This window comes from Chryseobacterium sp. Chry.R1, assembly GCF_039645525.1.
Taxonomy (GTDB): domain Bacteria; phylum Bacteroidota; class Bacteroidia; order Flavobacteriales; family Weeksellaceae; genus Chryseobacterium; species Chryseobacterium proteolyticum.
In genome coordinates this window covers 2,971,457-2,997,944 of sequence record NZ_CP151793.1, presented here as the reverse complement: position 1 = coordinate 2,997,944, position 26,488 = coordinate 2,971,457, and the positions used below count along the sequence as shown (strand labels likewise).

The window sequence follows — 26,488 nt, the reverse complement described above, 5'->3', positions numbered from 1 at the left end:
AAGGTCTGAGCAAGCTCAGACCTTTTTTTATTGTAAAATAATGTACTAATTACTTAGCAAAAACATATTTAACTCCGAAAGTAACAGAAGATAAATTCAACCCGAAGTTATAGTTGTTTGTAGCATCACCATCTTTTGGCTTGTAGTTGTTGTAACCGAACTCACCGATAGTAGCTTCGATAGACCAGTTCTTGTTCAAGAAGTAATCTAAACCTGGCTTCACAGTAACACCAATTTGAGTGTATTTAGCTTCGCTAGAAGTAGAGTTTGAAACTGTAGTATTTCCTGAAGTAGATACTGAGTTATTTTCTAACTTAGTTTTTCCGAACTCCATTGGTACTGCTAATTGTCCGAAGATATATAATTTTTCAGACAAAGTCCAGTATTTTCTTACGAAAGGAGCAACAACGAAAGCTGGCTTCTTAGTGATATTCTCACTTACAGTTGTAGTGTTAAGAATAGTTGTAGTAGTAGTAGCTGTAGTTTTTTCAGTTTGGTAACCAACACCTAAACCAATTGCTAAGTTTGTGTTAACAAAATATCCAACTGTAGGTAATACGTTGAAGTTTTCTGTTTTAAGATTACCATTGTTAGTTTCTTCTTGAGAATAACCAACAGATCCTGATAAATATGTAGTACCTTTAGCAATCTGAGCATTAGATAAACCGAAAAGTGCAATAGCACTCGCTAATAATAATTTTTTCATTTTAAAAAATTTTAATACTTTCTGAGAGCAAATTTACAGTGGGTCCCTCTAATATTAAAATTTGTTAACGTGATTAATATCATCCAAAAATACTCGCTTTTTACAGGAAAAAAATGCACTTAATATATTATATTATTTTTTTCACAAATTTTTGAATAAAAAAACTCCAATTCTGCAATTGGAGTCCTTAAAATTCGGAATTTTTAATAATTTTATCTTAAATAGAAATTATATCCGATGTTTACAGCGCCTATTGTCCAGCTTGATCTGTATCTTCCAAAATCACGTCTGTTACTAATGCTTTGGTACCCTATATACAATTCACCTTTAGACATCTGATATCCAAATTTCGGTTGCGCATAGAAACCTCCATCCATTCCGTCTTTTACAGAAATAGCATAACCAAGATCTAATCCTACAAAAACAGGAGCTCCTGAGAACTTATACTTTCCTGAAACAGCCACCGGAATAAATCCAAAATCATCAAAGTTATCCTTTCCAAAGAAATGTGAATACCCTGAAGCAACTCCCAGATCCAATCCTTTTGTAATATTCCACATATAAGATGCATCTACACCTAAAGTAAATGATGAAACATCACTGGCATCAGCAACAGGAATTCCGATATGTCCTCCTAGTTTAAAACCTTCTTGCGCATTTACTGCACTTCCTAAAAGCGCAAAAGCGCCCATTAATAATAGTTTTTTCATTTTTAAATAGTTTTGATTGATGCTGCAAAATTAACGTTTATTTTTCATTCTACCTCCCGTTAAAACACGGATAAAAAAAACACTTACCAGGTAAGTGCTTAAAATTATTTTAAACTAGGGTGAACGTAATTAATCTTGCTGAATAATTAAACCTATTAATTTCCATCAAATTTAAATCGAACCCAATGTTTGATTATTCGTTTCGAAGCCTTTTCTCTTCGTCATTATAAGCCAGGATAATTTTCCTTACAACCGGATGTCTTACAACATCCTCTTCAGTTAGATGCACAAAACCAATTTCATTTACACCATGCAAAATCCTCATTGCTTCTTTTAGTCCGGATTGCTGATTTCTTGGCAAATCGATTTGGGTAGGATCCCCTGTTATAATAAACTTAGCGTTCATACCCATTCTGGTAAGGAACATTTTCATCTGGGCATGGGTTGTATTCTGTGCTTCATCAAGAATTACGAAAGCATCATCCAGGGTTCTTCCTCTCATAAAAGCTAAAGGTGCCACTTCAATAACTTTCTTCTCCATAAAACCTTCAAGTTTCTCGTGAGGAATCATATCTCTTAAAGCATCATATAAAGGCTGTAAATAAGGATCTAATTTTTCTTTAAGATCCCCTGGCAAAAATCCAAGGCTCTCCCCTGCTTCTACAGCGGGTCTGGTAAGTATAATTCTTTTAACCTCCTTATCTCTTAAAGCCCTGGCTGCTAAAGCAACACTGGTATAGGTTTTCCCTGTTCCTGCAGGTCCTATAGCAAAAACCATATCCTTTTTCTCGGTTTCTTTAACCAGTTTTTTAAGATTAGTCGTTTTAGCTTTTATAATTTTACCATTGACTCCTTTTACAATAATATCCTGATCAAAAATCAGATGTTTTTCATTCTCATCCTTAATATTGAGAATACTCTCTACATCTTTCAGTTCAATAGAATTATTTTTTGAAATAAATTTTACAATATCATCAAGTTTTTGTTTAAATATATCCAGAGCTTCCTGATTTCCTTTAGCTAAAATAGAGTGATCTCTGCCTGTAATTTTTAGTGTCGGAAAGCTTGATTTTAATAAATTGAAATATTGGTTATTAACTCCATAGAAGATTTTCACATCGATATCTTCCAAATCATATGTTAATTCAAACATGTAAGCATTTTTTTATTAGAATCTAAATTTAAAGTTTTTTTTCATACTTATATTAATTTTGTTATCCACAATTTTCATTTAAACACCTTTATAATACAATTAGCTAACTCTTAGTTATATAAAATATCAATTCTCTTAAAAGGTACCGCAATATAGATTATATAAACACTTGTAACAGGTATAATGTGGTACCTTTTTAATTCTTTTTCTTAGTATTAAAAGATATTATATTCAATGTAATAAAAGGAGGTTTAAACTCATGTAAGCTTCTTTTTTAATTATTTTTTATGAGTTATAAGCACGAAGTTTTCCTTTATTTTAAATAAATTTGCAGGACTAGTATTATTCCACAACTACAAAAATGTCAATTATTACACTCACTTCTGATTTCGGAAATTTAGATTACAGGGTTTCGGCTATGAAAGGCAAAATTCTTTCTTTAAATCCTGAGGTTAATATTATTGATATTACCCACGAAATTCAGGCATATAACCTTATCCAGACTTCATATATCATACGGAACGCTTATAAACATTTTCCAAAAGGAACTATTCATATTCTGTCTGTAGACAGTTTTTATCACAAGTCAAGAAAAAATATTCTCTATAAAGCAGATGGTTCTTATTTTCTTGCTGCAGATAATGGTTTACTTAGCCTTGTTTTTTTTGATATCAAACCTGAGGCTATTTATGAAATTACTCTGAACAACAGGTTTGATGATATCATTAATTTCACTTCAACAGATATTTTCGTTCCTGCTGCCGTACATTTAGCCAACGGTGGCCTTCCGGAAGTAATCGGACGGAAAATAAAAAGTGTAAAAGAACTTCTATTCCCGAAACCTGTCTATAATGAGACTGAAAAGATGATTATCGGGGAAGTGATGTATATTGATAATTTCGGAAACATAATATCAAATATCAACAAAGATTTTTTTGAAGCCGCAGGAAAAGGACATGAAAATTTCACGATCAAATTCAGGAATTTAAGTCTTTCAAAAGTATTTTCCAGCCACACGGAAGTTGTTTCAGACTGGAACAGGGAAACTGAATTCCATGGGCAATCCGCAGCCATTTTTAATGACAGCCAACTATTGGAACTTACCATCTATAAAGGAAGCAAGAAAAATGGTGCAAGAAGTTTATTTGGACTGAATGTAGGCGGGAATATTTATATAGAATTTTCGTAAAATTATATATTCCGTAAAAAAACCGATTTTTTTTATATATTTGTCAAAATCTAAAAAATAAAAATGGCAGAGTACAAATTATTGCTTCCTTCCATGGGAGAAGGTGTTATGGAAGCTACAATTATCACTTGGTTATTCAATGAGGGTGATCAGGTAAAGGAAGATGATTCCGTAGTAGAAATTGCAACAGATAAGGTTGATTCAGATGTTCCGACACCAGTTTCGGGAAAAATTGTGAAAATCTTAAAGCAAAAGGATGAAGTTGCAAAAGTTGGTGAAGCCATTGCTATTTTAGAAATTGAAGGAGAAGGCGGAAATACAGCTACAGAAGAAACGATCACTGAAGCCCAGGTATCAGCTCCTGATACTGAAACTTTAAAAACGATTGAAGAACCATTAAAAACGGGAACTTCAACAGTTGAATTCTCAGGAGATCTTTATTTATCGCCTCTTGTAAAATCTATTGCACAACAAGAAAACATTTCTGAATCTGAATTAAAATCTATTAAAGGAAGCGGTTTAGAAGGAAGAATTACCAAAGAAGATATTTTAGCATTTGTTAATAACAGAGGAAACCAACAAAAGACAGCATCTGTTCAGCAAGTTGCCTCTACTCCACAGCCGGTTGCAACAACTCCTGTTGTAACACCTGTATCAGTTTCAGCTGGTGATGAAATCATTCCAATGGACAGAATGAGAAAAATCATTGCTGAAAATATGGTAAAAGCAAAACACATTGCACCTCACGTTACTTCTTTCATTGAAACAGACGTTACCAACGTTGTAAAATGGAGAAATAAGCATAAAGATCTGTTCGAAAAACGCGAAGGTGAAAAACTTACCTTTATGCCGATTTTCGTAAAAGCGATCGTAAAAGCAATTCAGGATTATCCAATGATCAATGTCTCTGTAAATGGAGATAATATCATCAAAAAGAAAAATATCAACATTGGTATGGCAACGGCTTTACCGGACGGAAACCTTATCGTTCCTGTCATCAAAAATGCAGATCAGCTTTCACTATCAGGACTTGCAAAGGCGATTAATGATTTAGCTTATAGAGCCAGAAACAAGAAATTAAGACCTGAAGATACTCAAGGTGCAACTTACACTATTTCCAATGTAGGAAGCTTCGGAAACTTAATGGGAACCCCTATTATTCCTCAACCGCAGGTAGCTATCCTTGCCATCGGTGCTATTGTTAAAAAACCGGCAGTACTTGAAACTAAAGACGGTGATGTAATCGCTATCCGCCAGTTAATGTTTATGTCCCACTCTTATGACCATAGAGTTGTAGATGGTTCTTTAGGTGGAATGTTCTTAAAACATGTTCATGATTACCTTCAAAACTGGGATCTGAATACAGAAATTTAAAAATTAAAGCAGCAATAAATTTTGCTTGTTATATGATACAAACCTTCGAAATGAATTTCGGAGGTTTTTTATTATTGCATTTGTGATTAAATAATATTATTTTTAAAACAAACTTTAAATGATGAAATTGAAATACAATAACGTTAACTTCTTGCTATCCTATGGCTTAAATAATTACAACTATTATTTAGGAATAAAAACAATATCTGCTCTTCAAGGTAAAACAAGACTATAAAATGTACTCAGTTTTTATATACCTCCGCAGAAGTCTCAAAAAATCTTTTGATAATATCCGCAATGAACAACTGAAGTACAATTTGCTTCAGGCAATTCCTTTCTGGATTGGTTCGGTGATTACGGGATTTTTTGCAGTGATGTATGCTAAAATATTTGCATGGGGTGAAAGTCTTTTAAATATCATTTTCAATTGGCATTCATGGATGATCTTCATTATTGCTCCCATTGGTTTTGTTTTGTCCTGGTGGCTGGTAAAAGAATTTGCACCGAATGCCAAAGGAAGCGGAATTCCACAGGTAATGGCTGCCGTAGAGCTTGCTAATCCCAAGGAACACAAAAAGATCAGAAGCCTTTTGAGTCTTAAAATCATATTCTTTAAAATTATTTCTTCTGTCATTTTGGTAATCGGGGGTGGTGCTGTGGGACGCGAAGGACCAACCATCCAGATCGCAGGTTCTGTTTTCAGAAAGGTAAATGAATATCTTCCCGAATGGTGGCCGAAAATATCAAAAAAAAATATGATTATGACAGGTGCGGCCGCAGGTCTTGCAGCAGCTTTCAATACTCCTTTGGGGGGAATTGTATTCGCGGTGGAAGAACTATCAAAAACTCATATTAATTATTTTAAAACAGCTCTTTTTACAGCTGTTATTATTGCAGGCTTAACTGCGCAAACTCTGGCAGGATCTTATTTATATCTTGGTTATCCCAAAACGCATGATGTCTCGCTGATGGTAATGTTCCCGATCATCCTTGTAGCGGGTGTTTCAGGTATTCTCGCAAGTCAGCTGTCTGTTATCATGCTTACCATGAATAAGTGGAAAAAGAAAAATCTGAAAACGGATAAATCAAATATTTTATTTCTTGTTATTTGTGCGCTTATCATTGCTTCTATTGCTTATTTTATTAACAGAGAGATCTTAGGATCCGGTAAAGAAATTATGGAAAGAGTTCTTTTCACAAAAAACAAACATGAAGACTGGTATGTGCCCATCTTAAGAATGCTGGGACCAGCTTTATCCTTTACATCAGGAGGAGCCGGCGGCATCTTTGCTCCTGCTCTTTCCGCAGGCGCAAGTATTGGCTCCGTCATTTCAGGAGTGATTCATCTTACCCAAAACGAAACGAATGTTGTCGTTCTTGCGGGAATGGTTGCTTTTCTTACGGGAATTACAAGAGCCCCTTTTACATCGGCGATTATCGTCCTTGAAATGACCGACAGACACTCATTAATATTCCATCTAATGCTGGCCGGAATGGTATCGTCTATTGCTTCTATTTTAGTAAGCAGACATTCACTCTATGACGTGATAAAGATGAATTTTTTAAGTGAAATAAGAAGCAATGAAGAAGTCTAATATTATCAAAAATAATTTATAACTCAGACTTTCCACTTTTATCTTGGGCAGTTCCCCACAAACAAATCTTCCATATCTATTGCATACTTAAAATACTTTCACTACTTTTGCACCTCGAAATAATTAATAAATTCATTTAACATTATGAACAATTACGAAACTGTTTTCATTTTAACTCCCGTTCTATCTGACGCACAGGTGGAGGAAGCAGTAAAAAAATTTGAAACTCTTTTAAAAGAGAAAAACTGCGAAATCGTTGCTAAAGAGAACTGGGGATTAAAAAAATTAGCTTATCCGATCCAATTAAAAAAGAACGGATTCTACACTTTAATTGAGTTTAAAGGAGAAGGTACTATCGTTGCTGATTTAGAATTAGCTTTCAAACGTGACGAAAGAGTAATCCGTTACCTTACTACAAAACTTGACAAGCATGCAATTGACTATGCTGTAACAAGAAGAACTAAAGTAAAAGTAGCTAAAGCTTAATTATTAACCCATTATTAAAAAAGACAAGACATGGCAATAGATGAAATGGCTAAACAAGCCTCAGCTGGAGGAGAATCAGAAGTAAAATTCCTTACTCCACTTGATATCAATACAAAATCTGAAAAGAAATATTGTAGATTCAAAAAATTCGGAATTAAGCATGTAGATTATAAAGATGCTGATTTCTTATTACAATTCGTAAACGAGCAGGGTAAAATTTTACCAAGAAGATACACTGGAACTTCTTTAAAATACCAAAGAAAAGTTTCTGCTGCTATCAAAAGAGCAAGACACCTTGCTTTAATGCCTTACGTAGCTGACTTATTAAAATAAGATATAAAGAAACAAGAAGAAAGAGAAAAGATGGAGATCTTTTTCTCTTTTTTTAAGTTGCTGAATAAATAATTAATTCTAACGATTTTTAGATTAAAGGAAAGAAATAATTTCTAAGACACCAGTCTTTTTTCTTTTTTCTTTGTTCTTTTCTCTAGAACTAAAAAACGGACAACAACAATGGAAATTATCCTAAAAAAAGACGTAGAAAACTTAGGACTTGAGTTTGATACAGTAAACGTAAAACCAGGTTATGCAAGAAACTTCTTGATTCCTCAAGGTTACGCACTTTTAGCTACTCCTAAAAACAAAGCAACTTTAGAAGCAACTTTAGAAGCTAGAAAAGAAGAAGAAGCTAAATTAATTGCTGCTGCTAACGCTGTAGTTGAGCAATTGAAAAAAACTACTATTACTATTCCTGCTAAAGTTGGATCTGGTGATAAATTATTCGGATCTATCAACAATGCTGACCTTTCTGCAGCTCTTGCAAAAGCTGGTGTTGAAGTTGAGAAGAAATACATCAAAATTCCAGGGAACACTATTAAGAGAACTGGTAAAGTAACTGCTGTTGTAAGATTACACAGAAACGTAGAGTACAACTTCGAGTTTGACGTTGTTTCTGATGCTCCTGTTGTAGCTCCAGCTCCAGCGGCTAAAAAAGAAGAAGCTAAAACTGAAGAAGAAGCTTAATAAAAAGAGAATTTATTTCTCACACCATATAAACCACTTCATTCGAAGTGGTTTTTTTATGCCCTGATATCTGTTGCCCTATTCATTTCCTCTCAACTTCTGGAGATATTCTGTCGGCGGTATCCCAATTACTTTTTTAAAGATATTACTGAAGGAAGACAGACTGTTATACCCTACCATCATTGCAATCTCGTACATATTGTATTTCCCTTCAAGCATAAGTTCCAATGAACGGGTTATTCTTAAAGCTCTTAAAAAACGAACGTAATTCATGCCCAAAATCTCTTTAAATTTTCTGGACAATGTTCTTGTACTCATTCCAAATTCTTTTGCCGTAGATTCAATGGTAAGGTTCTTCTCCAGGTTGGCATGGATGTATTTGGCTACCTTTAGCAATGTTTCATCTTCCGGGAAAGGATGCTGTACAGGAAACGCTAATTTTTTATCTCTTTTTTCAGGTAAAATTCCCTTAAGTGCTTTGAGAAAATAATATTTAGAACCGTCATTTTTTGTGATTTTCCCATCCCATTCTTTTGTATATAAAATCATTTCCCGAAGTAAATGGCTCACAGAATAAATATTGATTTCATCAAAAAAGCCATTTTCACCTCCATCTTTTTTAAAGTAAAAATTGTATAAATCCACTTTTGGGCTAGATGTAAATATATAATGGGGAATTCCGGCAGGGATCCACATAAAACATCTCGCAGGAAGGTACCAGTGCTTAAGTTCAGTAAAGATATGTACGATACCGCCTTCTGCATACACCAATTGGGCAGAACTGTGATTATGGATATCTGTTTTTACATTACCGGTAAGTACATGATATACATAAAATTCTGCGTCTTCTTCCTCTACCGCTTTAAAGTGACTATCATTCATGAGATAAAGGTACTGAGAATATTTCTATTTGGCGTAAATGAGCAAATCTTTTTCTGCTTTAACAAATCATGTCTAGACATACTGCTCGTACCTTTGCACTATCAAAATCAATTTAGCAAAAAACCTTTAATTAATTTATGAAAATGATATTTAGCACACGCAGAAATCACTGGATTGCGTTGTGCTTATTATTGATAAGCATGTCCCTACACTCACAAGTGATCGATTATCAACATCTCAGCCTTCAACAGGCATTAGAATTAGGTCTGAAGAATAATAAAAACATTCAGATCAGCCACCTCAAACAAAGCATGTCTGAAACAAAAGAGAAAGATCTTAAAATGGAAAGATTGCCGGACATTGAATTTCATACCAGCTACACTCAGGTATCTGATCTTTTTCAGCATGAAAACGGAATTTTGGGAAAAGCAACCCGATATAATGTTATTAACGGGATGTATGATTTTACCCTTTCCGCTTCCATTCCGGTATTTATGGGTGGAAGAATTAAAAATACAGAGAAGAAATCATCTGTAAACACTGAAATTTCGAAATTACAAACCCATCTGGATGAAAGATCATTGAAAATGCAAATCATTACCGCTTTTCTTCAGATTCACCATTTAAAGGAACAACAAGAACTTATTGCTGAAAAAATGAAGGAAGATTCTGTAAACATAAAACAGGTAAAGGCCTTAAAAGCAAACGGAGTGGTTACTTTTAATGAAGTACTAAGAACATCTTTGCAACTTTCTAATCACAAAATGAGCTGGACGGAACTTGATAATGACATCCAGATCGCGGAACACCAGTTAAAAACAATTTTACTTCCGGACACTCAGGAAATGCATGCTGAAACAGAAGATCTTATTTCTGAAAATGCAGAAATTCCGTATATCAATGAGCTGACCGAAACAGCTTTAATTAAAAATGAATATGTTGAAATCACCAAGAAAAATCTCTCTTTAAAAGAGCTTGATCAAAAAATCGTAAAAGCCAATTATCTTCCCAAGATTACTGCCGGAGGTGAATATTTCATAAAATATCCCAATATGATGTTCTTTCCCCCTGAGCCTTATGCTTATCGTTTAGGAATGATTGGGGTAAACCTAACCTATCCTATAGAGAGCTTATATAAGAATAAATATAAGATGCAGGAAGCAAAGGAAAATGTAGACCTTGCCAAATTACAGATTGAAGAGAAGGAAGAAAGTTTAAAACATTCGGTTTATGAAGCGTATAAAAAATTTGAAGAAACTGAACAAAAAGTAAAAATAGCAGAGGAAGCTATTAATCAGGCAAAAGAAAACTATCGGATCGTTAAAACAAAATACGCAAATAAATTAAGCCTTATCACCGAATTGATTGATGCTGATAATACATATCTGGAAACTCAATCCAATCTTATTTCTGTGAAGATCAACCGACAATTAAAATACTATCAACTCCAATATACTATCGGAAACTTATAAAACTATGACTAAGAAGCAATTGACTAAAAAAGAAGAAAGAATCAACAAATCGATTACTTTATTAGCCTGGATTCTCATCATAAGCGGAATTACAGGGATGATAAGTTTCTATCTTTTTTCCAGAAAGAATGTGACAACAAATGATGCGCAAATCGAACAATACATCACACCGGTTTCAAGTAAAGTTTCAGGCTTTATTAAAGACATACGGTTTAATGAAAATCAGTTTGTCCATAAAGGAGACACTTTAATTGTAATTGACAATCGGGAATTCATCAACCAGGTAAAAATGGCCGAAGCCAACCTGCATGCAAATTCAGAAAATATTGCAACCATCCAAAGTGGTGTTAATACTAAAGAAAGTGATACTAAAATCATTGATGCTAAAATAGCTTCAGCAAAAATTGATATATGGAGAACGGAACAGGATTATAAAAGATACAAAAATCTTTTGGCTGAAGATGCTGCCACCGAACAACAGTTTGAAAATGTACAGGCTTCATATGATCAGGCTAAAGCCAATCTGCTGGCATTAGAACAGCAAAAGAAAGCAATTAGAGCTGGTGCTAATGAACAAGAGACCAAAGTGGCTCCCGCAAAAAGTCAGATTCAGCAAAGCTCCGCTAATCTCAGTAATGCAAAATTATTTCTTTCGTATACAGTAGTTACTGCCCCTTATGATGGATGGGTCGGAAAAAAAACGATTCAGGAAGGCCAGCTGATTAAAGAAGGACAAGCTTTGGTTCAGATCGTCAGTAAGGAAAAATGGATCATTGCCAATTATAAAGAAACCCAACTGGGGCAGATTGATCAGAAGCAGGAAGTTATTATTGAAGCGGATGCTTTTCCGGATATTGAATTTAAAGGAAAGATAGTTTCCGTATCCCCTGCATCAGGTTCTCAGTTTTCTCTGGTTAAGCCCGATAATGCAACCGGAAATTTCGTAAAAATAGAACAGCGTTTTCCAGTAAAAATTATTTTAGAGAATGGCCAGGACAATGAAAAATTACTTTCAGGAATGAATGTACTGGTCAGCGCTAAAAAACTATAGAAAGCGAAAAATTCACCATGCATGCGGTGATATAAAGGAATTTGAGACCTTATATCCATCCTTAATCCCCACTATCCGTAATTCCAAATCTACTATCTAAGTTAAAAAAATGCAACATAATTCAGTTTATTATAAATGGGTACCACAATGGCTGAAACTGCCGCTCCTTATTCTGGCGCTGTTTCCCCACCTGATGTTATTGTCTATTCTGCATTCCAATAGTGCCTTCACGGCTTCCTTTATGGATGTGGACCCAGATGATATCCAATACTTATTGATTTTGATGTACGGGACATTTGTGGTTACCCTTTTAGTTTTGCAGCGATTTATGGCCTATTTCAGCGTAAAATACTATATTTTGCTGATGTCCTCTATTTCAGTAATTATACTGTATGTATTATCAGTCACCAATGATTATCATATTGTTCTTGTCATCCGCTTCCTGGAAGGGATATTCGGATTATTGGAAGGCGCTATTTTTTTACCCCTTATTATAGCGGAATTGAAGACTGTTCATGCTAAAGTAATTGCTTATCTTTTCATGTACACCATAATGCTTACCGGAGGAACAGTTACCACCTCATTATTAAAATCAAGCATTCAGGATTACGATTTTCAGCATATGATTCTGATGATCGCTTATTTTCACATTTTTGTATTGGTTATCGGAATTGCGTTATTCAACAAAAACAGATTCTTTCCCAAAAAGCCACTATATCAGCTTGACATTACCAGCTGGTTTTTATTGTGGACCTGCTTGCAGGCGGGAGCTTACGCTATTATCTATGGAAAACGCCTTATGTGGTTTGAGTCCCATATCATTATTTTATGCTTATTCATATTTTTAATATCGGGAGGATTATTTATTTTAAAACAGAGAAATTCAAAACGCCCAATTTTCCATTTTGAAGTTTTCCATTCTAAAAATGTTATTGCGGGTATGGTCCTTTTTTTTGTTTTTTATCTGATCCGTTCAGCTTTAAATAATGTATACAGTATCATGGCTACCGTATGGAAATGGCCCTGGGATTATATTGTAGATGTTCAGTATTGGAATGTGGCGGGAACGCTTATTGGCGTTTTATTATCCGGGATCTGTTTAATGAAAGGTATTTCCTCCAGAATGGTCTTCTTTACCGGGTTTTTATTACTGGCCATTGATTGTGCCTGGTTCACATATACTTTTTATCCCGATACAACACTTTCTACCATTTGCCCTCCGTTATTTTTACAGGGAATAGCCCAGGGGCTTTTATTCACCCCTCTTGTTTTCTTTTTAATAGCAGGGCTTCCGGAAGATTATGTAGCAAATGGCACGGCAATGGGAACCACTACCCGATTCTGGACGACTGCTATAGGATATGCTTTAATGCAGAATTTAATGCTCTTTCTTACCTTAAAACATTCTGATGCCTTAAGCTATAACATGACAGATACCAATCCTGTTTTTTATTCGCAGTGGACACAGATTTTCGGAGCAAATATCTCTAAGCTACCGGTGAATGAATCTTTATCATTGACAGCCGGAGCGTTTAAAGCAAAAATTACATCACAGGCTATTTTACTTTCCAATATGGAAATATTTACCGGCTTATTCTGGCTGGCATTTATTACGGCACTTTTACTGCTTTTATATCATCCCGCTAAAATTGCAATCAGAAATATTATGTAATTTTTAGGCAAAAAATTTGCATTGCTTTCCCAAATTTGAAAGCATGGACATTCAGGAAATCTCATCAGCTCAGAAAGCATTTTTCAAAACACATAAAACAAAAAGTTTAAAGTTCAGGAAAATGTACCTTGAAAAGCTTAAAGAAATCATCACACAGAATGAGGAGCTCTTATATAAAGCAATAGAGAAAGATTTTGGAAAATCAAGATTTGATACATTTACTACAGAGTTATCTTTTGTTCTAAAGGATATTGATTATTATATAAAAAATCTGAAAACGCTTTCAAAACCCCAAAAGGTTTCAACCAACCTTGCTAATCAGATCGGGAAAAGTCTCATTTATCCTGAACCTTTAGGATGTATTCTTGTAATTGGTGCATGGAATTACCCTTATCAACTATCCCTTTCTCCACTTGTTGCCGCCTTAGCAGCAGGAAACTGCTGTATCCTTAAACCAAGTGAAATTGCCGAAAATACAATGGAAGCAATGGCTAAAATTATCAATGAAAACTTTCCTTCTGAATATGTTTATGTCTATAAAGGTGGAATCAATGAAACGACAGATCTTTTGAAACTCAGGTTTGATAAAATATTTTTTACAGGGAGCACCAAAGTAGGAAAGATTGTTTATAAAGCTGCTGCGGAAAACCTGACGCCAGTAACCTTAGAATTGGGAGGAAAATCACCCGCCATCATTACTAAAGAAGCAAATCTTGAAGTTTCAGCCAAAAGAATCGTTTGGGGTAAGTTTTTAAACGCAGGACAAACTTGTGTTGCTCCGGATTACCTTGTTGTAGAAGAATCCGTGAAAGAGCAGTTTCTGGAAATGCTCCGGAAATACATTAAAGAATTTAAATATGAACCCGGATCAGAACAATACACAAGAATCATTAACCAAAGAAATTTTCAAAGGCTTATTCAATTGATCCAAAAGGATAAGGTATATTTCGGAGGTAATTATAGTGAAGAAAAACTTTATATAGAACCAACCATCCTAACGGATATTGAATGGAAAGATCCTGTCATGGAAGAAGAAATCTTTGGTCCGATTCTACCCGTGATTTCATTCACCCACTATAACCAAATGATCAATACGATTACAGAATTAGAGAAACCTCTCGCTGCTTATCTCTTTACGAATAACCCAGAAGAAAAAGAAATTTTTAAGCAAAAGATCACTTTTGGCGGAGGATGTATCAATGATGTGGTAATGCATTTAAGTAACGACCATCTGCCGTTTGGAGGAGTAGGAAATTCAGGAATTGGCCATTATCATGGTAAATATGGGTTTGAAACTTTTTCGCACCAGAAATCGATCCTTGAAAGGGTAACATGGGGAGAACCCAATATAAAATATCCGCCATATTCTGATAAAAAACTAAAATGGATTAAGAAACTTTTATAAAACAAAAAAACCGGGAAATTCCCGGTTTTTATTTATGATTTAGGTATCCATTCGTTGAAAAATGCTTTTACTTTTTCAAGATTATATCCTTTATCCTGTTCCAGAACATCACTTTGCTGAACATGAATCATTTTACCATTTTTATCCAGAACAATAAACACAGGATATCCGAATTTATCTCCCGGATTACCATATTGAGCAAAAACTTTTTCATTTTTGTTGTCCGGAGAGAAATTAAGGTGATAGTATAAATAATTTTTATCAACAATATTTTTTAATTCAGGTGTGGTTTGTACAAACTGATTAAAGCGTAAACACCAGATACACCAATTTCCACCGGCCTGGATCATAATATTTTTATTTTCTTTTTTTGCCTGAGCAATCAGTTTATTAATATCTTTCTGAGCATCCGCTTTCGGATCATATGGCTTCGGTAACTTAGCCTTCTCCTCAGCGGCTTTTCTTTTGGCATCCAGTTCTGCATGATCAGTCTTTACAATTAATGCCTTATCTCTTGAATCCTTAACATCCTCAGTCCTCTTTGTTTCCTGTGAAAAAACAAAAGTACCTGCGATCAGGAAAGCTGCTATTGATAATTTTTTCATAATATAAAAGTAAAAAAATAATACTTATTGCAAGCAAAAATAGAACCATATTTTTATTATCACTAAATTTGCATGTTTTATGAATTTCCTGATCAAGATACTATACCTGATTTCTAAGCTCCCGTTGAAAATATTATATATTTTTTCGGATATCATTTTCTTTTTAAACTACTACATTGTAGGTTATAGAAAAAATGTAATCACCCAGAATCTAACCAGGTCTTTTCCCCTGAAATCAAAAAAAGAGATCGCAGAGATAAGAAAAAAATTCTATCGTAACTTTTCAGACTACCTGGTAGAAACTGTAAAATCCTTTAGTATTTCACAAACAGAGGCCAGGGTAAGGATGCAGCACATCAATCAGGATGTATTTCATGAAGTCCAAAAGGAAGGTAAAAATGTTATTTTATTGGCCGGACATGTTTTTAACTGGGAATGGATCAATGCATTGGCCACTATCGTTCCCCAGAAAAACTGCCATCCTGTATACCGCAAAGTAAACAGTGAATTCTGGGAAAACCAGATGAAAAAGGTCCGGAATAAATTTGGAAATAAGGCGTTGGAAGCCAATGAGGTTATTCTCAATATTTTCAGGAGTAAAAATGATGGCGACTCCATTTATATGTTCGTTGCCGATCAAACACCTCATGTTTCTCATGTCAACTACGGATTGGAATTCCTGGACCAGAGAACTCCCGTATTTATAGGATATGATAAGTTGGCGACAAGAATGGACCTGGCTTTCATTTACTGTGAAATGAAAAAAGTAAAACGTGGTTTTTATCAGGTAAACTACCATAGAATTTATCCGGACAGTGATAAGTTTGTTGAGCACGAGGTAGTAAAAAAGTTTCATAAATTACTGGAAAACACCCTTCATAAACGTCCCGACAACTACCTTTGGTCACACAGGAAGTGGAAATATCAGGACTCTATTAAACACTTTGATTCAGAAAAAGAATAATACAGGATGTCTAAAAAATTAGCAGTTGTTATTTTAAACTGGAATGGTAAGGACTGGCTGGAAAAGTTTCTTCCTGGCGTTGTCCGCTTCTCGGCTGATGCGGATATATATGTTATTGACAATCTTTCTACAGATAACTCCATCGATTATCTAAAATCACAGTTTCCGACCGTAAAGATTATTTACAATGACAGAAATTATGGCTTTGCGGGCGGATATAATGTCGGATTGAAAAATATCAGGGCAGACTATTACTGCCTTCTTAATTCTGATGTAGAAGTAACAGAAAACTGGATTACCCCTGTCCTTGACCTTTTTGAAAGAGATCCTGAAATTGTAGCTATACAACCCAAGGTTTTATCCTATCAGAACAAAAAGTATTTTGAATTTGCAGGTGCTGCCGGGGGATTAATAGATAATTTAGGATATCCATATTGCAGAGGAAGGGTTTTTGATGATGTAGAAGAAGACAAAGGACAGTATAATGATGAAGCAGAAATATTTTGGGCATCGGGATGTTGTTTCTTTATCCGTTCAAAGGATTTTCAGGAACAAAATAGATTTGACGAAAGATTCTTTGCTCATCAGGAAGAAATCGATTTATGCTGGAGGCTGATCAACACGGGAAAAAAAATATACTATACAGGGAAATCTACTGTTTATCATGTAGGAGGAGGAACTTTAAATAAGCAAAGTCCGCAGAAGACTTATCTGAATATCAGAAATAACCTTTCCATGATGCTTAAGAACCTTCCTTTCCCAAAACTGATCTGGCTTATTTTTTTCAGACTTTGCTTAGACAGTATTGCGGGTATTTATTTTGGATTAAAAAATGGATTTCCTCATCTTTGGGCTGTTGTAAGAGCACATTTTGGCTTTTATGCACAGGTTCCCGGAACCTGGAAACTCCGTCAGAAAAATCAAAAGAATATTTTCTATCAAAGCAAATGGCTTATATTCAAACACTTTATTGGAGGTAAAAAGTCTTCATAAGCTTTGGCTTTTCAATTATAATTCATAACTTATCATATTATCAATAAAAATGGATTTTTGTGCAATAGATTTTGAAACGGCAACCAACGACAGAAGCTCTGCTTGTGAACTTGGAGTCTGTATTGTTCAGGATTCCAAGATTGTTGAAACCAAAACCTGGCTTATTAAACCACCCAGTTTTCCTTATTTTAGCCGATTTAATGTTGCGGTTCACGGTATAGAACCAGAAGATGTAAAGGATGCTCCTACTTTTGATGAAATCTGGTATGAAGTGGAAGAAATGATGTATGGAACGCTTATGATTGCTCATAATGCAGGCTTTGATGCAGGGGTCTTAAGAGGGTGCCTTAAACATTATGGTATATTTACACCAAAACTGAATTATTTATGCAGTATCCAGCTGGCAAAAAAGTCCTGGAATTATCTCCCTAGGTATGGATTAAAACATCTGTCAGAATATCATCAGATCAGCCTTAATCACCATAGGGCCGGAGATGATGCCGAAGCTTGTGCTAAAATCTCTTTATTGGCCTTTGAAAAGTTATTTCTAAGTACAAATGAAGAAATTTATGATTACCTGCGGCCTAAAATCAAACAACTCTGATTCTAATTGCTCAATACTTCTGAAAGCAGGTTGAATTTAGGAATGTCTATTTCAAAACTTTCCTGAGTTTCCATGTTTTTAACCAGGTATTTTCCGCTCATATTCCCTACTCCTGAACGAAGCATTACGTTAGAGAAATAACCGAAATTTTCACCTGTTGAGATCTCCGGAGTCAATCCGATTACCCCATCTCCGATGATCTCAGTATATCCGAAACCTACATCGAAGATTAACCATTTTCTTTTCAGAATCTTAATGGGAAAACCACCGTCGTTTTCTATGGTTATATTATACTTAAAAACATAACGGTTTTCTGAGGGGTAACTGTTTTTACTATCATATTCAGGTATGACTGAAACTTTGATATTAGAAGTTATTTTTGAAAACATCACTTAACATTTGTTTAAATAAATACAAAAATCTCGCCTTTTTTGAGGCGAGATCGTAACTTATATTATAATTTTCTTAAAATTTATAATTCCAGAGCTTTTCTTTCATCACCGCCCATTAAAATCTCAACAGGATTATCGATACCTTCTTTTACAGCTACAAGGAACCCTACGGATTCTTTTCCATCAATAATTCTGTGGTCATAAGACATTGCAACGTACATCATAGGACGGATAACTACCTGCCCGTCTACTGCTACAGGTCTTTGAATAATGTTGTGCATTCCCAGGATTGCAGATTGTGGAGGATTGATAATCGGAGTAGACATCATAGATCCGAAAGTACCACCATTTGTAATTGTGAATGTACCACCAGTCATTTCATCAACACTGATTTTACCGTCTCTTACTTTAGTAGCCAGATCTTTGATGTTTGCTTCAATACTTCTGAAAGTCATATCTTCAGCATTTCTCAATACAGGAACCATTAATCCTTTAGGACCTGAAACCGCGATTGAAATATCACAGAAATCATAGTTGATTTTGAAATCTCCATCGATAGATGCATTTACATCAGGATACATTTGCAAAGCTCTTGTAACAGCTTTTGTAAAGAAAGACATGAAACCTAGTCCAACTCCGTGTTTTTGGGCAAACTCTTCTTTATATTGTTTTCTGATTCTGAAGATCTCAGACATGTCAACCTCATTGAAAGTAGTTAACATTGCCGTTTCATTCTTTACAGAAACCAGTCTTGAAGCGATTTTTCTTCTTAGAACTGAAAGCTTAGTAGTCGTTGTCGCTCTTGAACCGTTAGTAGAAGATACACTTCCCATAGCAGGAACAGCAGCTAATTCTGCATCAGTTTTAGTAACTCTTCCATCTCTTCCGGATCCGGCAACTTGTCCTGCATCTATTCCTTTCTCATCAAGAATTTTTTTAGCAGCAGGAGACGGAGTTCCCGTTGCATATGTCTGTGTAGCAGCCGCAGGTTGTGCAACCGGTTTTGGAGCTTCCTGAACAGGTGCTGGTTTTGGAGCCTCTTCTTTCTTAGGAGCTTCAGCAGCAGGAGCAGCTGCCCCTTCTGGTTTAGGAGCATCTACATCAATTAAGCAAACTACCTGACCTACTTGTACAACTTCACCTTCTTCTGCTTTTAAAGTAATTACACCACTTTGCTCAGCTGGAAGTTCAAGAGTTGCTTTGTCTGAGTCTACCTCAGCGATTGGTTGATCTTTTTCTACATAATCACCATCTTTCACAAGCCAAGTCGCGATTTCAACTTCTGTTATTGATTCGCCCGGTGAAGGAACTTTCATTTCTAAAACTGACATATCGTATTTTTTATTTTTTTATTAATTATTATTTATTGATTAAGCTGTTACAGGTCTTTTTGCAGGCGCATCGTTTGTGTTGAAAACCCTGTTGATTACTGCATTCTGATTTTTCTCAAACATCTTGTGACTACCAGGAGCCGGAGCACCACTTGGTACCGGAGCTATCACCTGAATACCTGTATCTCTGAAGTTTCTAAGGATATAAGACCATGCCCCCATATTTTCAGGTTCTTCCTGAGCCCAGATCAATTCTTTTCTATTATCATATTTGCTTAAAATCTGCTCAATAGCATCTGTTTGTAATGGATACAATTGTTCAAATCTAACCAGAGCAATATCTTCATTGTTAAGTTCTTCTTTCTTCGCCAATAATTCGAAATAGAATTTACCTGAACAAAGGACAACTTTTTCTACTTTTTTAGGATCTGCAGTAGCATCATCCAAAATAGGCTGGAAAGTTCCGTTCGCAAAATCTTCTAATGGAGAAACAACTTTAGGATGTCTTAATAATGACTTAGGACTCATTACAACCAACGGTTTTCTGTAAGACCATTTCAATTGTCTTCTCAACAAGTGGAAATAGTTAGCTGGAGAAGTGATATTGGCTACCACCATATTTTCGTTCGCACAAAGTGTCAAGAATCTCTCCAATCTTGCAGAAGAGTGTTCTGCTCCCTGTCCTTCGGAACCATGTGGCAATAACATTACCAATCCGTTCTGAATCTTCCATTTCTCTTCCGCAGCAGCCAGATATTGATCAACAATAATCTGAGCACCATTTACGAAATCCCCAAACTGAGCTTCCCAGATTGTAAGCGTGTTTGGAGAAGCCATAGCATATCCATAATCAAAACCTAAAACTCCGTATTCTGAAAGGTGAGAGTTATAAACATCAAATCTGCTTTCAGAAATATGTCTTAATGGAATATACTCTTCTTCCGTATCTTCTGTTTTCACTACGGCATGTCTGTGGGAGAAAGTTCCTCTTTCCACATCTTCCCCTGAAATTCTGATGTTGTGTCCTTCAGCAAGTAATGTAGCATATGCTAACCATTCTCCTAAAGCCCAATCTAAAGAATCTCCCTCAATAGCTTTTACACGGTTTTCGAAAAGTCTTGTAATCTTATTGATGAATTTCTTATCAGCAGGAAGCGTAGACATTTTAATAGCCAGTTCCTTAAGCTTAGCTAAATCATATTTTGTATCTACAGGAGACTGCATTGCTCCTCTTTTTGCAATAGGATAGTTTGTCCAGTCATCAGACATGAAAACATCCATTGCATTTTTCTCAATCTCCTTAGAAGCATCGAAATCTTTATCCAAAAGTTCTTTGAAATCAGTTTCCATTTTCTTCAGGATATCATTAGAAACAATACTATCCTGAATTAATTTATCCTTATAAATTTCTCTTGGGTTCGGATGCTTGGAAATCAGTTTATATAAATTGGGTTGAGTAAATCTTGGTTCATCCCCTTCGTTATGACCATATTTTCTATATCCCAGTAAATCGATGTATACATCTTTTCCGAACTTCGCTCTGAAATCAGCTGCAAAGTGGATTGCATGAACTACTGCTTCCGCGTCATCAGCATTTACGTGCATTACCGGAGACTCAGTTACTTTTGCAATATCCGTACAATAAGTGGATGATCTTGCATCTGCATAGTTGGTTGTAAATGAAACCTGGTTATTCACAACAATATGCACCGTACCTCCTGTTTTGTATCCTTCCAAGGTCATCATCTGCGCTACTTCATAAACAATTCCTTGTCCTGCAATAGCTCCATCCCCATGGATAACGATTGGTAAAATTTTAGAATAATCCCCTTTGTATTTATCATCTACTTTAGCACGGCAGATCCCTTCTACCAAAGCTGCTACTGTTTCCAGGTGAGATGGGTTCGGAGTAAGATTGATAGAAACTTCTTCACCTGAAGCTGTTTTGATCTTTTTAGAAGATCCTAAGTGATATTTAACGTCACCCGAGAATACATCTTCTTCAAATTCTTTTCCTTCAAATTCAGAGAAGATCTGCTTGTAAGATTTTCCAAAAATATTGGATAGTACATTTAATCTTCCTCTGTGAGCCATACCAAGCACCACCTCATCTACACCAAGCTGAGAAGATCTTGAAATCAACTGATCCAAAGCAGGAATCAATGTTTCTCCTCCTTCCAGTGAGAATCTTTTCTGACCAACAAATTTCGTGTGAAGATAATTTTCAAAAGCTACAGCCTGATTCAACTTCAATAAGATCTCAGTTTTTTCATTGGCTGAAAGACTTGGATGGTTTTCATTGACCTGCAACCATTTTTTGATAAAATCCTTCTCTTCAACATTGTTGATATAAGTATATTCAACACCGATAGAGTCACAATAAATGTTTTCCAGGTGCTTAATGATATCCTGCAATGTTGCAGGCTCTTTCATCCCTGTTTCAACAGCACAGTTAAATTTCGTATTTAGATCCTCCTTGCTCAGACCGAAGTTCTCGATATCCAGAGTAGGTGTATAGTGTCTTCTTTCTCTTACCGGATTTGTTTTTGTAAACAAATGCCCTCTTGTTCTGTAAGCCTCAATAAGGTTTACTACTTTAAATTCTTTCTTGATGTGCTCAGGAACTTCTCCGTTTGATACCGCCTGAGATATTTGCTGTACTGCAGGAGCAGTAGTAGCTGGAGCTTGAATGTATTGGATGTTATCTTCATCACCGTAGTTCTCCAAAGCAAAATCAAAGCCTTGAAAGAAGGCTTTCCATGATGGCTCTAAAGAATCCGGGAATTTTAAGTACTGTTGGTATAAATCCTCAATTAACTGAGAATGAGCTGCGTTTAGGAATGAAAATCTGTCCATTATTACAGTTTATCTATTATTAAAATTTGTTTGTATAATTAATCCTCAAATTTAATAAAAAAAACCGACTTGGGACAGCCTCAGATTACTAAAAAAAACATAAAATATATAATTTCCAATAATTTACTTAAAGACAGATAGGGAAAGCTTCATGTTCACGTCCTGATCATCCATCGGGCGCTCCATAAAAACCTGACGAATATCACCAAAACGCATCTCATCTTTCTTTGCTTTTTGAATCAATTGCTGAATTGCTTTTACTCTTCCGGCATAAGGTCCTTTGTAATACATCACATAATTCTGCGTAGGATTTACAGATCTGAAACTAAAGTTATTATCTGTAACTCCTATCTTTTTTGACAATGGTATCCCCAGGAAATAGGAAACCTCCTTATCTTTATAATTATCGGCGTCAGTGATCAGGATGGGAAACCCGAATTCATCCTCTTTTTTTCCAAGATCCATGCTTACATAATTGTAAACTTTATTGTAGTTCATAACGATGTTTTTGTACAAAGCATCTTTCTTGTTGGAGGTGCTTACATTAATTCCCAGCAATAACTTTTCCTCTTCATTTTCTACCATTAAGCTATCGTATTTTATTGCAGCCATCTGGTTATCTTTTTCCACCTTATTTCCGAGAACGTTCTTAAGGTTGGCCATACTTTTATCGATATTTTCTGTAAAACGGTCCTCCGTCCAAAAATTCTCCACTCTCCTCAGCACAGAAAGTTTAGGGGTATGAACATACCATGTGATCTTTGTTTTTTCTGCAGATAATGCTTTGAATTTAACATCGACAAGCGTTGGGTTCTCATTTTTATCTTCAAAAAGCTGATATTTAAGGGTTTGATTAGGGTTTTCATACCGGATAAACATCTCTCCGTCTCTATCATTTTTTGGATCAACGTAACTTATAGCGCTTCCCATTCCCTCGTAGGGAGTATAATAATCAATATCAATAGTTTGGGAATTTGTAAAAAAATTATTCCAACGGGTAAAATTCTGTAAATTATTGAATTGGTGAAAGACTTTATCCAAAGGATAATCTATCTCTTTTTCAATTTTAAAATCTTTACTTTCATCCACAAAATAATACATGGAAGCAGCATAAGCCCCTACCAGTAAAACAACAATTACACTTATTATTTTAAAAAAACGCATCGTACAAAAGTAAAACAAATAAAAAAAGTGACCAATATATTGATCACTCTAGTTTTAAGTTTATGAAAATTATCCAATATGAGTTCCCGGAGGCAATACAGCTCCTTTTTTCACCACAACAATACCATCCTGAACGGAGTGGGTTCCAAAGTCGCCATCCTGTAAGTGCTTCCCTCCGATAATCCTTACATTATCTCCGATATAGCAATTTTTATCCAGAATTGCTTTTTCGATATAACAGTATTTCCCTATTCCCATGTTGGGACGGCCATTCCGGTCATTCATGACAATTTCAGTAGTATTCTGATAGAAATCCGATCCCATTACATAAGAATTTACGATCGTACTTCCTTTATCGATACGGGTCCTGTTTCCGATCACTGAATTTTCAATTTTGTCCGCCATAATAATACATCCATCTCCAAAAACAGCTTTACTAACGTAAGATCCATTAATTTTGGATGGAGGTAGCATTCTGGCTCTCGTATAAATCGGTGACGAAGAAAATAAATTAAACTGTGGAAAATCCTGACAAAGATCAATATTAGCCTCGTAAAAAGACTCAATTGTTCCAATATCAGTCCAGTATCCTTCATACTGATAACTTAATGTAGCATATTTTCCTATTGAATTAGGAATAATATCTTTCCCGAAATCATCCCCCGCACCTTCATCAAACATCTTTTTAAGAATACTCTTTGTGAAAATATAAATCCCCATAGATGCAAGGAATTCTTTCCCTTCATGTTTGTTATGATCAGAAACTTCAGACTTCCAATCTCCTAAAATATCCATCCCTGGTTTTTCAACAAATGAAGTAATATTTCCTTCATCATCGGATTTCAAAATACCAAACCCTGTTGCATCCTTGGCATTTACAGGAATAGTCGCAATAGTTACATCCCCTCCTTTTTTAATATGATAATCCAGCATTTCCCTGAAGTCCATCTGATAAAGCTGATCCCCAGAAAGGATAAGGATATAATCATAATCATATTTTTCAAGGTGTTTCATCGACTGACGAACCGCATCTGCAGTACCCTGGTACCAGCTCTCATTTTCAACATTCTGTTCGGCAGCTAAAATATCTACAAATCCTTTACTGAAGATATCAAAATGATATGAGTTTTTAATATGAGAATTTAAAGAAGCAGAGTTAAACTGGGTTAAAACCAAGATCTTATTCAGTCCCGAGTTTAAACAATTGGAAATAGGAATATCTACCAGTCTGTATTTTCCGGCAATTGGAACGGCTGGTTTTGACCTTGAATAAGTTAACGGAAAAAGTCTCGTTCCTCTACCTCCTCCCAAAACAATGGAAATAACGTTGCGATTCATAAATATCTTGCGTTTAATTTAGTTTTGATTACTTTTTTATTCACTTTATGTATTTCTACAATACTTCTTTTCCTCATTATGTCACTACAGAAAACAAAACAGGTTATACTTCGTTTTATTTATTGTATAACGCAATATACTTCTCCGCAGACTTCTCCCAGGCGAAATCAAATTGCATATTGGCAGTGATAAGGTCCTCCATCACACCTTTTTGATAATATATATGCATCCCTCTGTTCATCGCGTGAATTACATCATCAACTCCCGGATAGGAAAAATTTAATCCCGCTCCTCCTGTAGATATATCCTGCACAGTATCTTTCAATCCACCGGTGTATCTTACAATGGGAACCGTTCCGTATCTCATGGAATACATCTGATTCAATCCGCATGGCTCTACCCTTGAAGGCATCAGCAAAAAGTCTGCTGAAGCATATATTTTATGGGACAGATATTCTTTATACCCCAGATCAAGAGCAAAATTACTGTACAAATGTTCATATTCTTTTAACTTATCTTCTATATATCTGTTACCGGAGCCCAGAATGATGACATTTAAAGCACCATAGCTCTGTCTTATACTTCTCCATACAACATCGGGCAGCAGATCGGCTCCTTTTTCGGTTGCAAACCTTCCAATAAATGCAAACAAAGGAAGTTCCGGCTTCAGACCATACTCTTTGCAAAGTTTGGCTTTACTCTTTTTCTTCTGTTCTACGGCATCTTCGATACTAAAGTTATAATCCAGCATAGGATCAGTCTCAGGATTCCATACTTCAGTATCAATACCATTGATGATTCCGTATGCTTTTCCGAATTCTTCGCGAACCAGGCTTTCAAGTCCGCGGAAACTTATAAAAAGCTCTTCCAGATAGCCTTCCGAAACAGTGGTGAATGCATATGCACATTTGATCATACACGCCAGAGGATTAATCAATCCGTTCCAGTCTAAAAGTCCCCATCTGTAGTTATCAAACACAGGCATATATTGTGCCATATTCCAGCTCATCATCCCTTGGTATTCACCATTGTGAATTGTCCCAATCGTTTTAACCCCCTTAAGAAATTTGAATTCAGGACAATATTCAATCATAAAAGGAACCAGGCCCGTGTGATAATCATGACAATGCAAAACATCAGGACGGATTTCCATGGCACTCAGCCAATGCAAGACACCATGCTGAAACGCTAAAAACTGGAAACTTTCATCCTGGTAACCGTAAGGATTATCCCTGTCTAAAAGCCCTGGAATTTTCACCAGGTATAACTCAAAGCCTAAAACATTTGTTTTTTCTTTCATTACCTGAACCTGAAGCATATTGGGCCCCTGATGAATAAAACCATCAAAAACAACATCAAATTCATGATCGTAAATAAAAGATTTATTATACCAAGGCATTACAACCTTTGCATCCACTCCTTTTATTTTATTCTGATATTTTGGCAAAGCTCCTACAACATCTGCTAAACCGCCTACTTTTGCTATCGGATAACATTCCGTACTAAGATGATAAACAATCATT

24 protein-coding genes are annotated in these 26,488 nt (G+C 35.5%); 13 read left to right on the top strand and 11 right to left on the bottom strand.

The window, feature by feature from the left end; all coding sequences use genetic code 11:
* Positions 1-49 precede the first annotated feature (49 nt).
* The 3 genes from AAEU33_RS13550 to AAEU33_RS13540 all read right to left on the bottom strand — a co-directional run bounded on the left by AAEU33_RS13550 (position 50) and on the right by AAEU33_RS13540 (position 2,569).
* Positions 50-706, bottom strand: a complete 657-nt coding sequence (locus AAEU33_RS13550) for an outer membrane beta-barrel protein (protein ID WP_345988051.1) — start codon at positions 704-706, stop codon at positions 50-52.
* A 212-nt stretch (positions 707-918) separates the two neighbouring features.
* The gene (locus tag AAEU33_RS13545) at positions 919-1,416 is read right to left on the bottom strand and encodes a hypothetical protein (protein WP_345988049.1); all 498 of its coding nucleotides are present in this window, start codon (positions 1,414-1,416) and stop codon (positions 919-921) included.
* A gap of 193 nt (positions 1,417-1,609) precedes the next feature.
* Positions 1,610-2,569, bottom strand: a complete 960-nt coding sequence (locus AAEU33_RS13540; RefSeq protein ID WP_172278510.1) for a PhoH family protein — start codon at positions 2,567-2,569, stop codon at positions 1,610-1,612.
* Between the two features lie 361 nt (positions 2,570-2,930).
* Between AAEU33_RS13540 and AAEU33_RS13535 the strand changes: the two genes are divergently transcribed.
* The 6 genes from AAEU33_RS13535 to rplI all read left to right on the top strand — a co-directional run bounded on the left by AAEU33_RS13535 (position 2,931) and on the right by rplI (position 8,236).
* Positions 2,931-3,758, top strand: coding sequence for an SAM-dependent chlorinase/fluorinase (locus tag AAEU33_RS13535; protein ID WP_172278512.1), 828 nt, complete (start codon positions 2,931-2,933; stop codon positions 3,756-3,758).
* A gap of 63 nt (positions 3,759-3,821) precedes the next feature.
* Positions 3,822-5,132 (top strand): dihydrolipoamide acetyltransferase family protein, encoded by a 1,311-nt coding sequence (locus AAEU33_RS13530; RefSeq protein WP_345988047.1) that lies wholly within the window; start codon positions 3,822-3,824, stop codon positions 5,130-5,132.
* Between the two features lie 236 nt (positions 5,133-5,368).
* A complete protein-coding gene (locus tag AAEU33_RS13525) occupies positions 5,369-6,727 on the top strand; it encodes a chloride channel protein (protein WP_345988045.1) in 1,359 nt (452 codons plus the stop codon).
* 144 nt (positions 6,728-6,871) lie between these two features.
* Entirely contained in the window at positions 6,872-7,213 is a 342-nt protein-coding gene (gene rpsF / locus AAEU33_RS13520; protein WP_172278518.1) for a 30S ribosomal protein S6, read from the top strand.
* 30 nt (positions 7,214-7,243) lie between these two features.
* Entirely contained in the window at positions 7,244-7,546 is a 303-nt protein-coding gene (rpsR, locus tag AAEU33_RS13515; RefSeq protein ID WP_007844708.1) for a 30S ribosomal protein S18, read from the top strand.
* Positions 7,547-7,726: 180 nt separating this feature from the next.
* A complete protein-coding gene (rplI, locus tag AAEU33_RS13510) occupies positions 7,727-8,236 on the top strand; it encodes a 50S ribosomal protein L9 (protein ID WP_172278520.1) in 510 nt (169 codons plus the stop codon).
* Between the two features lie 78 nt (positions 8,237-8,314).
* Here rplI and AAEU33_RS13505 read toward each other — a convergent pair whose 3' ends face one another.
* Complete coding sequence (locus AAEU33_RS13505; RefSeq protein WP_345988043.1) at positions 8,315-9,118, bottom strand: AraC family transcriptional regulator; 804 nt, start codon at positions 9,116-9,118, stop codon at positions 8,315-8,317.
* Between the two features lie 137 nt (positions 9,119-9,255).
* Between AAEU33_RS13505 and AAEU33_RS13500 the strand changes: the two genes are divergently transcribed.
* The 4 genes from AAEU33_RS13500 (at position 9,256) to AAEU33_RS13485 (ending at position 14,718) form a co-directional block, all read left to right on the top strand.
* Entirely contained in the window at positions 9,256-10,590 is a 1,335-nt protein-coding gene (locus tag AAEU33_RS13500) for a TolC family protein (protein WP_345988041.1), read from the top strand.
* A 4-nt stretch (positions 10,591-10,594) separates the two neighbouring features.
* Positions 10,595-11,641, top strand: a complete 1,047-nt coding sequence (locus AAEU33_RS13495; RefSeq protein WP_172278524.1) for an HlyD family secretion protein — start codon at positions 10,595-10,597, stop codon at positions 11,639-11,641.
* A 109-nt stretch (positions 11,642-11,750) separates the two neighbouring features.
* On the top strand, positions 11,751-13,313 hold the full coding sequence (locus AAEU33_RS13490; RefSeq protein WP_345988039.1) for a hypothetical protein: 1,563 nt from the start codon (positions 11,751-11,753) through the stop codon (positions 13,311-13,313).
* Positions 13,314-13,329: 16 nt separating this feature from the next.
* Positions 13,330-14,718 carry an aldehyde dehydrogenase gene (locus tag AAEU33_RS13485; protein ID WP_345988037.1) on the top strand — a complete coding sequence of 463 codons (1,389 nt, stop codon included), beginning with the start codon at positions 13,330-13,332 and terminating at the stop codon, positions 14,716-14,718.
* 32 nt (positions 14,719-14,750) lie between these two features.
* On the opposite strand, the gene AAEU33_RS13480 is transcribed toward AAEU33_RS13485, so the two are convergent.
* On the bottom strand, positions 14,751-15,323 hold the full coding sequence (locus AAEU33_RS13480) for a thioredoxin family protein (RefSeq protein ID WP_172278530.1): 573 nt from the start codon (positions 15,321-15,323) through the stop codon (positions 14,751-14,753).
* Positions 15,324-15,402: 79 nt separating this feature from the next.
* Between AAEU33_RS13480 and AAEU33_RS13475 the strand changes: the two genes are divergently transcribed.
* From AAEU33_RS13475 to AAEU33_RS13465, 3 genes are read left to right on the top strand one after another with little or no spacing between them, the layout of a single operon-like run.
* Positions 15,403-16,287, top strand: a complete 885-nt coding sequence (locus tag AAEU33_RS13475; protein WP_345988036.1) for a lysophospholipid acyltransferase family protein — start codon at positions 15,403-15,405, stop codon at positions 16,285-16,287.
* A 6-nt stretch (positions 16,288-16,293) separates the two neighbouring features.
* Positions 16,294-17,280: a glycosyltransferase family 2 protein gene (locus tag AAEU33_RS13470; protein WP_345988034.1), complete on the top strand. Its 987-nt coding sequence runs from the start codon at positions 16,294-16,296 to the stop codon at positions 17,278-17,280.
* A 49-nt stretch (positions 17,281-17,329) separates the two neighbouring features.
* A complete protein-coding gene (locus tag AAEU33_RS13465) occupies positions 17,330-17,884 on the top strand; it encodes a 3'-5' exonuclease (protein ID WP_172278536.1) in 555 nt (184 codons plus the stop codon).
* A gap of 2 nt (positions 17,885-17,886) precedes the next feature.
* Here AAEU33_RS13465 and apaG read toward each other — a convergent pair whose 3' ends face one another.
* The 6 genes from apaG to AAEU33_RS13435 form a co-directional block, all read right to left on the bottom strand.
* Positions 17,887-18,273 carry a Co2+/Mg2+ efflux protein ApaG gene (gene apaG / locus AAEU33_RS13460; protein ID WP_194304229.1) on the bottom strand — a complete coding sequence of 129 codons (387 nt, stop codon included), beginning with the start codon at positions 18,271-18,273 and terminating at the stop codon, positions 17,887-17,889.
* A gap of 83 nt (positions 18,274-18,356) precedes the next feature.
* Positions 18,357-19,607 (bottom strand): 2-oxoglutarate dehydrogenase complex dihydrolipoyllysine-residue succinyltransferase, encoded by a 1,251-nt coding sequence (gene odhB, locus AAEU33_RS13455; RefSeq protein WP_345988033.1) that lies wholly within the window; start codon positions 19,605-19,607, stop codon positions 18,357-18,359.
* Between the two features lie 39 nt (positions 19,608-19,646).
* Positions 19,647-22,463 (bottom strand): 2-oxoglutarate dehydrogenase E1 component, encoded by a 2,817-nt coding sequence (locus AAEU33_RS13450; RefSeq protein WP_172278542.1) that lies wholly within the window; start codon positions 22,461-22,463, stop codon positions 19,647-19,649.
* Between the two features lie 123 nt (positions 22,464-22,586).
* Positions 22,587-23,627: an SRPBCC domain-containing protein gene (locus AAEU33_RS13445; RefSeq protein WP_172278544.1), complete on the bottom strand. Its 1,041-nt coding sequence runs from the start codon at positions 23,625-23,627 to the stop codon at positions 22,587-22,589.
* 69 nt (positions 23,628-23,696) lie between these two features.
* Entirely contained in the window at positions 23,697-24,965 is a 1,269-nt protein-coding gene (locus AAEU33_RS13440; RefSeq protein WP_345988030.1) for a glucose-1-phosphate adenylyltransferase, read from the bottom strand.
* 115 nt (positions 24,966-25,080) lie between these two features.
* Positions 25,081-26,487, bottom strand: coding sequence for a glycogen/starch synthase (locus AAEU33_RS13435; RefSeq protein WP_345988028.1), 1,407 nt, complete (start codon positions 26,485-26,487; stop codon positions 25,081-25,083).
* Position 26,488 lies beyond the last annotated feature (1 nt).